A 12,997-nucleotide genomic window follows, 5' to 3' on the forward strand; every position below is an offset into this window, starting at 1 on the left:
CATTCATTGGGTTTCATGGTTTTTTTCATGGGAGTCAGTCACGCGATAAAAGGCGTAGTAGCATTTTTGGAGAATGATTAAGTAAATGTATTACAAACCAAAACGGTATCTGCTTCTGCCCATTGACAAAGTTGGAGCTTACCGAAAAGTTAGATTGCAGGGAGTGTGGTCATCTTCAGTTGCCCCATCATCCGGCTGGATCTCAACATTGGGAACAGATATAGAAAAATTACTCAATACATTGGTAGGTTGAGCAGAAACATCGTGAAAGAATCTACTTTTGTTCTGGAAGGTATTTGCTATTGTCTTCCCGATAAAGAGGATAAAACTCGAAACGGTCGCTAAAAAATCATAAACCGCAGTTTTAATGCGTACATCACTTGCAATAGCGGCTTGATGGCGCAAACAAATGCTATTTAATTTTTTTTCAAAGAGAGCCTGATTAGCAAATTGTTGTTGTGGAGATTGCTGAACATACTCATTAACTAGCATCTGTAATTTTCCGTAGGCTGCGCCTAATTCTTTTGCATAAGGATTATTTTCCGTGGCTAATTGGTCAATCACTGTTTTGATGCGCTCTAATTTTTTTTCCAGCAGTTCATTTGGATCAAGCAAATTGTTGCGTAAATAATTATGATAAGCAAGCGTTAAAGCATGGAATGCCTGGTTTTCGTGACGGTGGTCAGACCAGCTTAGGTCATTATAAAATGCATTCAATAACGTTCCTGCATACGGATGAATTTGAATATCTTTTAATGCAGGACCTATCATTGCATCGATATGATCCATATATTTATCAGGTTCCAGACCACGTGAAGCTATGGCATCAGAATAAATGGCAAAGGAGGCTGCGGTTAGCGCTTTTTGATGTTCAATATTCGAGGGCTGTTTCAAGTAATTTATTAAAGAAACCCTAAATTGTTTCGCCAAATCATGAAGCATTCACTGATCCAGTTTAACTCAATTGGTTAAATCATATCAAACAAATATTAAAGCAATATTAACCCTTATTTTTCTTCAAAAGAAATTAGCGTTTGGATCTTATAAGTTGGGAAATCGGAATTAAGGTCTCAATTCCTCGCTCCGTATTTCGCTGTTCTCCTTTCCATGCATGCCCATAAACGACCTCATAAGTCAGCGGATAACGCCCGGTATCTGTTTGTAAGGAGGTGTAATTTTGCTCGAATTTTTTCCACGATCCACGACTAGTTAGGCCTTGATTACGTCCTGAATTAATATTTTTTACTCCTTGGGCTTTTAACGAATGTACGAGTTTAAGCAGTGATTCATAATGGACAGCTAGCAACTCCATATCCATTACAGGTTCCAAGAAATGCTCTGCCATAAGGCAATCCCCAACATCATGCATGTCAGGAAATTCATTCACATGTGCAAAGTCATTCGCACCAGACCACGCATGTTTTAGTTCTTTAAAGGTATCAGGACCTAAGGTGGTAAACATAAGGCAAGCATTTGGTTTCATTACTCGATTCAACTCGCGAAAAACAAACTCTAAAGACTCCCCCCAATGAATTACTTGATTCGCAAAAACTAAATCAAAGGCTCCCGTCGCAAATGGAAGCTGTTTCATATCGGCGCTTACTAAAGGCCATTTACGTCGCCAGCTGTGTTTTTTCTGTGCCTGCAATAACATTGAGTGCGCCAAGTCCAAACCCACAACCTGGGCTTTAGGATACATCTGTGCTAATTCGCGTGAAAAGATGCCGGTGCCACAGCCCAAATCAAGAATGCGCTGGGGAGCAATTTTTAAGTAGTGGAGTCGCTCCAATAAACGAGTTCCAATTTCATGCTGTACTTTTGCAGCAAGCTCATATTCTGCGGCATGTTGATTAAATGCCTTGCCAATTTCATGTATACGGGTCATTATGAGAACCAGGAAAAATTAATATGGAATCCAACACGCGTGCGTCAGAAACTATTCATTGTAACACAGAGTTTACGTTTGCCCTCTATATGCACACTGTGCAGTCAATTTCATAAAAGTAATCATGCTGTCTGTGAGCGTTGCATTGAGTTCATGCCCCTATTGGGCCTGGCATGTCGACATTGCGCAACCCCTTTAGCTGATGCCGGATCGTTAATATGCGGTAGCTGTATAAAAAAACCACCTCAGTTTGAACATGCGTATATTACTTATAAATTTGAAGAGCCCTTACGCGGCTTGCTTCACCAATTTAAATACCATAATGGACTCTATCTTCATTCTTTTTTAAGTCATTTAATGTTGAACGGCTTACCTGACAGTAATCTGCCTCAATGTCTCATTCCTGTCCCGATGCATGCGCGAAAAATAAAACAGCGAGGGTTCAATCATGCAGCAATTTTAACACGCGGCTTAGCTAAAAAATTAAACCTTCCCTACGATTTGACTAGTTGTCAAAAAATTCTCAATACAGCGCCACAGGCAAGTCTGGATAAGAAACAAAGACAGAGCAATTTACGTCATGCATTTATTAGCAAAAAGCTTCCCTTTCAACATGTGGCCTTGGTTGATGATTTACTTACGACAGGGTCCACTGCCAATGAACTTGCATTAACACTCAAGAAATCTGGAGTGGAACGGGTGGATTTATGGTGTTGTGCGCGGACGGTGTTTAATGCAAATTCGTAGATTAATACCGCGGTCAAGTGTATGGCTAAGAGACATACATTTGCCGCCGTAATTCGAACGTATTATATTACACTAGGCCAATAGAGGCTACATCTTAGATTCTTTGTAAATCATTCATCAACAAATGCACCAACATCACGCAAAACACAATAAACACCAAACGATGCACTAACAGTTCCATCGCAACCGAGATTGACTTACCTCGAATCTTCTCCAGCACCGCATAGACAATAGAACCCCCATCCAATCCTGGAATAGGAAATAGATTAACCAAGGCAACAGCCAAGCTTAACGTAGCAATGAAAAACATAAAGACCACAATTCCTTGCGTCAAGGAAGCAACAGAAGCAGCAAAAACACTCAAGGGTCCAAGAAGCATAGAGAAGGGGATTACTCCAGTAAATAGCTGTTTAAAAATCATTAAAAAGAAGTACAACATACTTGCTATCACTGTATTTGCTTGGTGGATGGCCGCTCCCAAAGAAGGAGAGCGTAAGGTATCACGAGGCGCAGAAAGATTAGGTTCTATACCCAACTGACTTAACAAATTCAACTTAGCTCCTCGAAAACTGACCTGGCTTAAATTGAGGGTTACTTTTTTCAATTCCGTCCCATTCCTTAAAACCATTGGAATTTCATTTTTTCCCCAAAGGATAACCATTTGCATCCCAACATCATTCCACGTTGGTGTTGCTTTATCGGCAATCGAAACAAATTGATCGCCGACAGCAATTCCTGCCTGAGCAGCAAGGCTATTCGGTTGGACGGCTTTAACTTGTGGTAAGGTATAAGTAAGGCCGAGGCTATAAACTAGAATCAGGGCAATCCATGCCGTAATAAGATTCGCCACGGCTCCGGCCAATAAAATCAGAATTCGCTGCCAAATAGGTTTTTTATCAAAGCAACCAGAGTATTCGGAGGGCTCCACAGGACTAATGCGGGTATTTTCCAATTGCACATAACCACCTAAAGGAAACATGGCCCAAACCCATTCACACCCACTGGCACTTTGCCAACGCAATAAGGGCTTACCAAAGCCAATTGAAATTTTTTTAATTTTAACCTGAAAGTAACGAGCAACTAAGGCGTGACCCGCTTCATGAATACCTATGACCAAAAGTAAGGTAAGGATTATGGCAATAATCGCCAAGAACATAATTAACTCCTTTTCCAGATTAATTTAGATATGACTAGGTATCTGGTTTCGTATTGAAAATACATCAACAAGCGCCCGTCATTTCGAACCTAGCGTTTAGAATGACGGGCGCTTCTTTTCTGATAATTGCTTCAGAGCCTAAGTCTTTATTTTGTATTATCAACCACTAATTGTAGTATGGGATTCCCTCTTCGTCCCATTTCATATCCTTGCCGAAACACCTCAAAAACACGATAAGCCTGGTTGGACTCACTATCCACCAACTCTACATCATCACCCTGCTCATCGATTAATGTTACCGTTAGGTGAATTTCCCGAAAGGCGGCAATATGATAGCGTTCTTTAAAGAGTTGTAAAACTCGCTCTAAACTCTGTGCTGCCTCATCGCCGCTATGTTCACCTTGAAGGATTATATCCATGACCGTCTCCCCATCAGTTAGCACATTTAGTGCAAAAGCATTCTACTGTATGTTAGCGGCTAAATAATTTTGTACTTTAATTTTACAAAATATTTCTTATATCCCTTTTATCGCAACAAATTGCCAGAATGAAACGCAATTAATTGCTGCCATTACAGCAGAATTGTTGCTAAACCCTACAAATTTAGCGACTAATCGTTTACAATCCCCCGATTACTTTAAATATAGACCAATTCATATTTCTATGGTGTTTGTTGCTTGCGGACTTAATCATAAAACTGCTCCAATAAACGTGCGTGAAAAAGTTGCGCTATCTCCGGCTACCCAAGATTCACTAATTAACAGCTTAATAAGTCTTCCCGAGGTGAGTGAAGCGACGATTTTATCTACCTGTAACCGTACAGAAATCTATTGCGATACCCAAGACCCACAGGTACTTACTGACTGGCTAGCACATGAGCATCAACTTGCTCCTGAGGAATTAACCCCTTATTTATACATTCATAAAGGCAAGCAGGGTATAAAACATGCATTGCGAGTTGCCAGTGGTTTAGACTCCATGATGATTGGTGAACCCCAAATTCTTGGGCAAATGAAACAAGCCTACCAATATGCAAATCAGCTCGGTTCAATAAAGACCCAATTACGCCCCATTTTTGAATATATTTTTAGTGCTTCAAAACGAATTAGAACGTTAAGTGGTATCGGCATCAACCCTGTTTCCGTAGCCTATGCAGCAGTCCAGCAAATTGGCCAATTTTTTGCAGAATATAAATCATTACGTATTTTATTAATTGGCTCAGGAGATACTGCAGCCCTCGTCGCTAAATATTTACATCAACAAGGGGTACACCATTTTCTAGTCGCCAACCGTACTCTGGAAAATGCTGAAAAACTGGCTCAGACTTTTGGAGGCAAAACTGTTCCCATCAGCAACCTGGGGCAACATTTGCCCGAAGTCGATGTGGTCATAACGGCAACAGCCTGCCCTATTCCATTTATTAATAAAGATTTAGTGGCACATGCAATCCAACAAAAAGCATCCGCTCCTATGTTCTTTTTAGATTTAGCGGTTCCACGTAATATTGAAGCCAATATTACCGAGCTTGCGCAGGTGCATCTGTATAATGTTGACGATTTACAAAATAAAATTCAGCAAGGCATGGAAGAACGACGCCAAGCAGCCCTGCATGCAGAACAGTTAATCGACGAAGAATTAAGTAATTACTTACGCAAACAACGTTCTTTAAAAGCCAAAAAAGTCATTTGTGACTATCGTTTTCAGATGCAACATCTGGCCCAAAAAGAATTGCAACGTGCTTTAAAAAAACTTTCTGCAGGACATTGCCAACAGACGGTTTTAAATGAATTTAGCGAGCGCTTAGTTAATAAATTAACGCATACCCCTACTACCGGCTTAAAACAAATAGCGCGTGATGGGCGTGAAGATTTGTTTATCCTAGCGCAATACCTCTTTAATACAACAACTTATCAATCACCTTATGAAGAAATCTCTTGAGTTAAAACTGCAACAAATGCTGGAACGCTTCCAAGAAGTGGAGCGATTGTTATCTGAGGCCTCAGTGATTGCAGATCAGAATCAGTTTAAAGCCTTATCCAAGGAATATGCGCAATTAGAACCGGTAGCCAATTGCTACGAAACCTATATCGAAGCACAAAATAATCTGGCATCCCTACAGGAAATGCTGGAGGGAAATGACCAAGAACTTGCGGCAATGGCCGAAGAAGAAGTTGGTGATGCCAAAAAACAAATTGAAGAATTAGATGAGCAACTGCAATGGCATTTGATTCCTAAAGATCCGGATGATGAGCGTAACATTTACCTTGAGGTGCGTGCGGGAACTGGTGGCGATGAAGCAGCTATCTTTGCTGGCGATTTGTATCGTATGTACAGCCGCTATGCCGAAAATCGAGGCTGGCAGCTGGAGTTAATTAGTGCCAGTCATGGCGAACATGGGGGCTACAAAGAAATTATTGCCCGCATCAGCGGTACCGCAGTGTACTCTCAACTTAAATTCGAATCAGGAGCACACCGTGTACAACGAGTTCCGGAAACGGAATCTCAAGGTCGTGTGCATACATCTGCATGTACTGTAGCTGTTATGCCAGAAGTTGAAGAAATTGATGAGATTCAAATCAACGCCGATGATTTGCGCATTGATACCTACCGCTCTTCAGGAGCTGGAGGTCAGCACGTTAACAAAACGGACTCCGCTATCCGCATCACTCATATTCCTACCGGAGTAGTGGTTGAATGCCAGGATGAGCGTTCGCAACATAAAAACCGTGCTAAGGCGATGTCTTTGTTAAAAACACGCTTATTAGATGCCGAGCAAAGTAAACAAAGACAAGAGCAGGCTCAAACGCGCAAATCACTTGTTGGTACAGGGGATCGCTCTGAGCGCATTCGTACCTACAATTATCCTCAAGGACGCTTGACAGATCATCGTATTAATTTGACCATTTATCAACTTGGCGATGTAATGGAAGGTAATTTATCTTTAGTTATTGACCCATTACAACGTGAATACCATGCGGAACTGCTCGCAGAATTGGGGCGCAATGATTAGCATACGTGAGGCTTTGGGTAATACCCCAGAGCTAGAAGCTGAGATTTTACTCTGTCATGTCTTAGGTAAAAACAGAGCATATTTGTTTGCTCATCCTGAAGAGCTACTTAGTAAAGAGCAATATGAAACATATCAAGGCTTCTTAATGAAGCGAGCCCAAGGTATTCCTATTGCCTATATTACCGGTAAACGTGAATTCTGGTCACTAGACTTAAAAGTCAATGCGCATACGTTAATCCCGCGCCATGAAACCGAATTATTAGTCGAATTGGCTTTAGAAAAAATACCTCAAAATAGCGAAGCATGCATTCTGGAACTAGGGACAGGAAGTGGCGCGATCGCCATTGCTATTGCGAAAGAAAGGCCAAACTGGAATATTGTTGCTTGTGATTTTAGCCAGGATGCATTGAGGGTCGCTCAAGAAAATGCTCAACAGCATCAAGTGCGCAATCTAAACTTCTATCATTCAAATTGGTACAGTGCTCTTCCCAAGCGACAATATCATGCCATTATTTCCAACCCACCATATATCGCCGAGCACGATCCACATTTACAAGAAGGTGATATACGCTTTGAACCAAGAAGTGCTTTGGCGAGTGCTCAAGATGGATTAGCAGATCTTCACTTGATTATCGAACAAGGTTATGATTATCTTTTACCTAATGGCCTGATTTTACTCGAACATGGTTACGATCAAAAATTAAAAGTTAGAGCTATACTTAACGAACTAGGCTACAAAAACGTACAGTGCTGGAAAGATTTACAGGGTCATGACAGAGTAAGTGGGGGTTGGCGATAAATGTTGTTGATGATACAACAGTTTTTTGGTATACCTACCGCCTTCTGAAGGGATCCCAAACGAGTAAAAATCATCTCAGTTGGTTGCTATTATTGATACGGGAACCACTGGACAGTGGGATGGAGGCTAATATGACCGAACAATTAATTGATAAAAATAATGAGAGACTATACAACGTGAAAAATGACACGATAGGTAGCATGGGAATTTCTCCTTACATTGAAAGTGAAGGGGAAGAATATATGAATGAAAAGCAGCTAGCCCATCTTGAAAAGATATTGCTAGCGTGGCGTCAATCATTAATGGAAGAGGTAGATCGCACGGTTACTCATATGAAAGATGAGGCAGCTAACTTCCCAGATCCATCTGACAGAGCAAGTCAAGAAGAAGAATTCAGCATTGAATTACGTACTCGCGACCGCGAGCGCAAACTCATTAAGAAAATTGAAGATGCGTTGGAACGATTGAGAAACGATGATTTTGGTTATTGCGAAGCATGTGGTATAGAAATAGGCCTTAAGCGCTTAGAAGCGAGACCAACCGCTACACTGTGCATCGACTGCAAAACGCTATCTGAAATTAAAGAAAGACAAAATCAAGGTTCTTAATCTCGTTTCATCCCCATACGTCCGCGACTAGCTCGCGGACTATATCTATGTATTCAATTACTCCTAAATCACAATTACCTAGTTAATGTAATCTAGAGTCTTTGACTCATAAGATCCCCGTATCACGCCTTCTAATACAGGCTACACGTTTTAAGATTCCTGAATGTTCATGGTATAGTAATAGTCTTAAATTAAGAAACTTATAATAGCTCTCTTTTTTCTACAGGCTTAATGATGAGACGTAAACAAGAACTTCTAGAACCATCTAACGATTCTAAGCACATGAAATTTACCTACGACTCTACTCTTGGCTTCTTTGCAGCCACAGCAATAAATCCCCCGCAAACAGAGAGCATTTTAGCCTCTAAAGAAGATAAGAGTGGTTATCCTGATGAGCAAAACTATTCCTACCAAGACATGGATGGATATATTCTTGTTGCCGAAGATGTCACAAAGTATTCACAAAACAAAGTGACTAGTGCTCATATTGATTATGATGGCTGTGTTGGCATTCGTTACAATCGCCATAAACAAACTAACCAGGAATTAATTGATCATTTAATCAACGTATCCACAGGAACTAATTTACTTTTGTTATTTGTTTCCAGCTTACGCCAAACAAGTTGTGTCGATTCATTTAACGGAGTAAAAAATCGCAATGGCTCTGCATTCCATTATTTATTTGATTTTGCCAAGAAAATAAAGTCCTCGGAAAAGTGCCCTGCAGATTTACAGGTAAAAATTGTCCCATTATCACTTTACGATTTAATTGCAAAGCTTCCTGTTGGAACAACTTATGAAGAGGTTCTGCGTTGTTATGATGGCAGTTACGATCAAAATCAAATAGATACATGTAATCTATTACACCGAGTTCCTAATTATCCTTCCAAGTTTCCAATCGTCTATATGCAATTAAGCCTTGTAGCTACTTTATTTCAAGAGGCCGAAGCGTATTTCTTTGATGATTCAGAGGATGTTTTACAAAAATTAATTCAACCCCTCCAAAGTTATCCTGAGGGAATGTTTGTGAATGTTTGTTATCACCAACAACAATGTATACGTGGTAAATTGCATGGTGATAGCTTGGTGATTGAACCGGGGAGCATGCCAACACACTTTGATCCTTATAAAATATTTCAAGTCTTACAGACTTTAATTTCTGGACAAGCAATTGATGGTACATTCATGGGATCTCCCTGGTTATTACCATTTGGAAATAGCCTTGTAGACCTAATAAAAAACCTAGATGATGTAAGACGGATTATCTCATTTCTTAAAATCATCGCACATCCGCAGCTCGAAAAAAGTCTCTCTTTTGATGACAATACGGGGATCAGCTTTAATGATCCCAAATCACCTAATTCTTTATTAAACATTCAACTAGCACCCGGCCATGACTCACAGAGTACGATTGCGGATGATTCTGATACTGAAGAAAATGATGCAATTCAAGCTCTGCAGGAACTAAAGGGTGATCAGTGTAGAGGACTGAGTATTTAACCAAACACTGTTGTAGCTCTATTAGCGTAATACGGCTACAACAGCCGTTCTTACAATTATAATAAACTGTCTATTTGCTGCATGTGGCGCAGGACTGCACCTTTGTTTTTTTCAAGTACCCCAATTGCATTATTGATAAGTTGATGGCGATAAAGAGAATCCACATGCAGCTTAATCAATTCATCAATCATTTCATCTGCTTGTTGCACTAAAATAATTGCCTTTGCTTTCTCCAATTCCTGACAAATTAACTTAAAATTATGAACATGAGAACCGCTAATAACAGGAACATTCATCGCGATTGGCTCAAGCACATTATGACCGCCAACGGGAACAAGACTGCCTCCTACAAAAGCGTAATCACTGATCTGATACATTCCTAAAAGCTCGCCTAAGCTATCCAGCACTACAATTTCATTCTCACGGCTTAAAGAGGTTAAATTAGAGCGTAATCCGGTATTAAATCCTGCTTGAATGCATTGTTGATACACTTCTTGAAAACGCTCGGGGTGTCGTGGTGCAATTAGTAATACAACCTCAGGGATAGCTTTTTGTAAACGTTGTAACTGAGCAACAATTTGCGATTCTTCATTGTCATGAGTACTGGCGGCAATGACAGCTGTCCGTTCGGCTCCCCAATGACTTTTTAATTCAATAAATTTTTGGCTGTCGATGTTGCGTGTTTGTAAATCATATTTAATATTACCCAGCACCCGAACACGTTCTGTTTGCGCCCCTAAACCGATGAAACGCTGAGCGTCCTCCTCACCTTGTGGCAAAATGGCCGCAAAGCGATTAAGTAGCGGTTTTATAATAAACTTAATCCACTTATAACCTTGCATCGACCCATCAGACAGACGCGCATTAGCAAGCAATAAGGGTACATTGGCGGCTCGTGCTTCATAAATTAAGTTAGGCCATAGCTCCGTTTCCATGATCAAACCAACCCGCGGTTTAATTTGTTTGAAAAAACGCTTAAGAATTCGGGGAAGTTCATAAGGCACATACTGATGCCCTACTCTATTACCATAATGGCTTTGCACGCGTCCCGACCCTGTCGGTGTCATGGTCGTGACGAATACTGACCAATTCCTCTCTAGCATGGCATCAATCAAAGGAATAGCAGCAATCACTTCTCCTAAAGAAACGGCATGCACCCAAACATCGACAGGCTTGTGTTCTTTTACTCCCAAACAAAAGCGTTCAGCAATACGTTCTCTATAGGCTGGTAAGCGACGCCCTTTCCACCATAAACGGGCTACAATAAATGGTGTGAGTAAATACATTAAAAAAGAGTAAAAAAATCGCATACAAAGCCAAACCTAAAAGCCGACAGTATATACTTAAAATGTGGTATAAAGCGATAAGGCTATTGCAGATGGGAGCAGCACCCTCATATACAGTGGAACTGACATTTATTTTAAGGTAAATCTCTATAATGAATTTTAAGGAATTTTTTACAATTAGCACCTGGTGGGGAAAACTTCTCGGAGCATTTTTTGGCTTTTTATCTGCAGGTCCCACAGGCGCAATCTTTGGTATTTTAGTGGGCAATATCTTTGACCGAGGGCTCGCGAACCATTTTGCTAATCCGCTTTTATTGTATTTGACGGAAAAGCGCGGCAATGTACAAACCATGTTTTTTGAAGCAACCTTCTCCATTATGGGTTATCTGGCAAAAGCGGATGGCCGTGTTAGTGAAGAGGAGCTGAACATGGCGCGCTCAATTATGAATGAAATGCATTTGGGCCAGCAACAAAAGGTACTCGCCATGCGCCTATTTAATGAGGGCAAAGGGCCCCACTTTGATCTCATTAGTGTCCTTGTAAGACTACGCCGTGCTTGTAATGATAATCGTAGTTTATTAAAGCTCTTTATGGACATTCAATACCAGGCAGCACAAATTGATGGCCTGACTACTCGAAAAATACAAACCTTAGATATTATTTTCTCTCATCTGGGTTTTATGCCCTTTCATCAACAATACCGCTTTTATGAGGATTTTGGCTCTAATAAGCAAGAGGATACCAATCAGTCTTCTTCAGACTCTTATTCGTCATATAGCAGACACAACTATAAGCCGTCAAAATCAAATTTGGACCATGCCTATGCTTTAATGGAAGTACCCTCTAGCGCTAGCAAACAAGAGGTTAAGAGGGCCTATCGTCGCTTATTAAGCCGTAATCACCCAGATAAACTAATTGCTCAAGGTTTACCTCAGGAGATGATCAAAGTTGCTAATGAAAAAACGCAAAAAATTGTGAAGGCTTATGAGTTGATTTGTGAAAGTAAGGGCTGGTAACTTCGAATTAAACCCTCGATCTCATATTATACATCGTGATTTCCGCTCTCTACTATCTGATTTGGTTGCGGTTTAGAGATGCCTGGTTGCTTGCAACCAGGCTAATTCGTTAGTAATTTTTCTGTACAATAATCTCTTGTGTGGGTTCTGGAGGATCATTATTATAACCGGCCCAATCTTCTAGCTCATCATCCAAAACGAGATTATCTTTGGTGATAAGGGGAGCTATAGATGCTACATAAGAAACAAGCACAGGTGGAGGTTTGGGTTTATTTTCGGTAAGTTTTAACATCCAACCGCTGATGGATGATACCACCATAGGTTGATTGTATTCATAATCATGATTAGCACCGGGTACTTTCATGGATGTATATTTATTTTGTGCAAAATCCCTTTTACGCTCCTGCATCTGCTCAAGAACCGCAGCATAGTCAAATTGTCCGGCAATATCGAATATAGGAACTTTTAACTCAATTTTTTTATCATCTTTTTTATCCTCTGCCTTAGATAAATCATATGCAGAAAGTAAAACCAAACCTTCTATTCCTGCCTGTTTATCAAAGGCCGTTAAGGTTTGCGCTGCTTGCTCTCCATAATGAATAACCACAATGCGATTATTTTTTTGCTGCCGCAACGTATTGATTGTTTCTGGAAGTGCTTTCACCCAAGGTTCCGTACTGCCTGAATCGCAATTCAGTAATACTGTAGACCAACCAAAATCTGATAAATTTTTTGCTACATACTCTAAAAAATCTGACCATTGCGCCTGCTCACCGCCATTAATAACAACAATTGCACCATGGGGATCTTTTAATGCGGACCAATAAGGGAACTTAATACTCTTGCCATTAAGCTTTATCTCCAAGTGCTCTGCATTAGACGTGGAAATAATGAAGAAAAATACTAAAACTATTCTTAAAATGTAATACATAACGTCCCTGAAAAAATTTATAGTAACTGTCCTTTTATTCCGTCGACTGAAAAAGTCGT

General features: G+C 40.4%; 13 protein-coding genes. 7 read left to right on the forward strand and 6 right to left on the reverse strand.

Annotated elements, in window-relative coordinates:
- Positions 1–138 precede the first annotated feature (138 nt).
- Together E1P08_RS15345 and bioC are read right to left on the reverse strand one after the other, a co-directional pair.
- Positions 139–942, reverse strand: coding sequence for a hypothetical protein (locus E1P08_RS15345; protein WP_133137874.1), 804 nt, complete (start codon positions 940–942; stop codon positions 139–141).
- 85 nt (positions 943–1,027) lie between these two features.
- Positions 1,028–1,885 carry a malonyl-ACP O-methyltransferase BioC gene (gene bioC / locus E1P08_RS15350; RefSeq protein WP_133137875.1) on the reverse strand — a complete coding sequence of 286 codons (858 nt, stop codon included), beginning with the start codon at positions 1,883–1,885 and terminating at the stop codon, positions 1,028–1,030.
- A gap of 39 nt (positions 1,886–1,924) precedes the next feature.
- On the opposite strand from bioC, the gene E1P08_RS15355 reads away from it, so the two are divergent.
- Positions 1,925–2,632 (forward strand): ComF family protein, encoded by a 708-nt coding sequence (locus E1P08_RS15355; RefSeq protein ID WP_423202247.1) that lies wholly within the window; start codon positions 1,925–1,927, stop codon positions 2,630–2,632.
- Between the two features lie 94 nt (positions 2,633–2,726).
- On the opposite strand, the gene E1P08_RS15360 is transcribed toward E1P08_RS15355, so the two are convergent.
- Positions 2,727–3,788 (reverse strand): M50 family metallopeptidase, encoded by a 1,062-nt coding sequence (locus tag E1P08_RS15360; protein ID WP_133137876.1) that lies wholly within the window; start codon positions 3,786–3,788, stop codon positions 2,727–2,729.
- Positions 3,789–3,934: 146 nt separating this feature from the next.
- Positions 3,935–4,207 carry a hypothetical protein gene (locus tag E1P08_RS15365; RefSeq protein ID WP_133137877.1) on the reverse strand — a complete coding sequence of 91 codons (273 nt, stop codon included), beginning with the start codon at positions 4,205–4,207 and terminating at the stop codon, positions 3,935–3,937.
- Positions 4,208–4,451: 244 nt separating this feature from the next.
- On the opposite strand from E1P08_RS15365, the gene hemA reads away from it, so the two are divergent.
- The 5 genes from hemA to E1P08_RS15390 all read left to right on the forward strand — a co-directional run bounded on the left by hemA (position 4,452) and on the right by E1P08_RS15390 (position 9,705).
- On the forward strand, positions 4,452–5,726 hold the full coding sequence (gene hemA / locus E1P08_RS15370) for a glutamyl-tRNA reductase (protein WP_133137902.1): 1,275 nt from the start codon (positions 4,452–4,454) through the stop codon (positions 5,724–5,726).
- Positions 5,710–6,798 (forward strand): peptide chain release factor 1, encoded by a 1,089-nt coding sequence (gene prfA / locus E1P08_RS15375; protein WP_133137878.1) that lies wholly within the window; start codon positions 5,710–5,712, stop codon positions 6,796–6,798. The genes hemA and prfA overlap by 17 nt, the downstream gene beginning before the upstream one ends.
- Positions 6,791–7,597 carry a peptide chain release factor N(5)-glutamine methyltransferase gene (prmC, locus tag E1P08_RS15380; protein ID WP_133137879.1) on the forward strand — a complete coding sequence of 269 codons (807 nt, stop codon included), beginning with the start codon at positions 6,791–6,793 and terminating at the stop codon, positions 7,595–7,597. Before prfA ends, prmC begins: the two co-directional genes overlap by 8 nt.
- Positions 7,598–7,728: 131 nt before the next feature.
- On the forward strand, positions 7,729–8,205 hold the full coding sequence (dksA, locus tag E1P08_RS15385) for an RNA polymerase-binding protein DksA (RefSeq protein ID WP_058533559.1): 477 nt from the start codon (positions 7,729–7,731) through the stop codon (positions 8,203–8,205).
- 282 nt (positions 8,206–8,487) lie between these two features.
- A complete protein-coding gene (locus E1P08_RS15390; protein ID WP_133137880.1) occupies positions 8,488–9,705 on the forward strand; it encodes a hypothetical protein in 1,218 nt (405 codons plus the stop codon).
- A gap of 56 nt (positions 9,706–9,761) precedes the next feature.
- On the opposite strand, the gene waaA is transcribed toward E1P08_RS15390, so the two are convergent.
- On the reverse strand, positions 9,762–11,015 hold the full coding sequence (gene waaA / locus E1P08_RS15395; protein WP_133137881.1) for a lipid IV(A) 3-deoxy-D-manno-octulosonic acid transferase: 1,254 nt from the start codon (positions 11,013–11,015) through the stop codon (positions 9,762–9,764).
- Positions 11,016–11,143: 128 nt separating this feature from the next.
- Between waaA and djlA the strand changes: the two genes are divergently transcribed.
- Positions 11,144–12,007: a co-chaperone DjlA gene (djlA, locus tag E1P08_RS15400; RefSeq protein WP_133137882.1), complete on the forward strand. Its 864-nt coding sequence runs from the start codon at positions 11,144–11,146 to the stop codon at positions 12,005–12,007.
- A gap of 109 nt (positions 12,008–12,116) precedes the next feature.
- Here djlA and E1P08_RS15405 read toward each other — a convergent pair whose 3' ends face one another.
- Positions 12,117–12,938 carry an alpha/beta hydrolase family protein gene (locus E1P08_RS15405; RefSeq protein ID WP_242602494.1) on the reverse strand — a complete coding sequence of 274 codons (822 nt, stop codon included), beginning with the start codon at positions 12,936–12,938 and terminating at the stop codon, positions 12,117–12,119.
- Positions 12,939–12,997: the final 59 nt, after the last annotated feature.

The sequence above is a fragment of the Legionella rowbothamii genome, assembly GCF_900639985.1.
In the GTDB taxonomy this organism is placed as follows: domain Bacteria; phylum Pseudomonadota; class Gammaproteobacteria; order Legionellales; family Legionellaceae; genus Legionella; species Legionella rowbothamii.

Coding starts and splice junctions, on each gene's coding strand:
- bioC (WP_133137875.1), bottom strand. CDS start 1,885: ATGACCCGTATACATGAAATTGGCAAGGCATTTAATCAACATGCCGCA.
- djlA (WP_133137882.1), top strand. CDS start 11,144: ATGAATTTTAAGGAATTTTTTACAATTAGCACCTGGTGGGGAAAACTT.
- E1P08_RS15405 (WP_242602494.1), bottom strand. CDS start 12,938: ATGTATTACATTTTAAGAATAGTTTTAGTATTTTTCTTCATTATTTCC.
- E1P08_RS15360 (WP_133137876.1), bottom strand. CDS start 3,788: ATGTTCTTGGCGATTATTGCCATAATCCTTACCTTACTTTTGGTCATA.
- prfA (WP_133137878.1), top strand. CDS start 5,710: ATGAAGAAATCTCTTGAGTTAAAACTGCAACAAATGCTGGAACGCTTC.
- dksA (WP_058533559.1), top strand. CDS start 7,729: ATGACCGAACAATTAATTGATAAAAATAATGAGAGACTATACAACGTG.
- E1P08_RS15390 (WP_133137880.1), top strand. CDS start 8,488: ATGAAATTTACCTACGACTCTACTCTTGGCTTCTTTGCAGCCACAGCA.
- E1P08_RS15365 (WP_133137877.1), bottom strand. CDS start 4,207: ATGGATATAATCCTTCAAGGTGAACATAGCGGCGATGAGGCAGCACAG.
- waaA (WP_133137881.1), bottom strand. CDS start 11,015: ATGCGATTTTTTTACTCTTTTTTAATGTATTTACTCACACCATTTATT.
- prmC (WP_133137879.1), top strand. CDS start 6,791: ATGATTAGCATACGTGAGGCTTTGGGTAATACCCCAGAGCTAGAAGCT.
- hemA (WP_133137902.1), top strand. CDS start 4,452: ATGGTGTTTGTTGCTTGCGGACTTAATCATAAAACTGCTCCAATAAAC.
- E1P08_RS15345 (WP_133137874.1), bottom strand. CDS start 942: ATGCTTCATGATTTGGCGAAACAATTTAGGGTTTCTTTAATAAATTAC.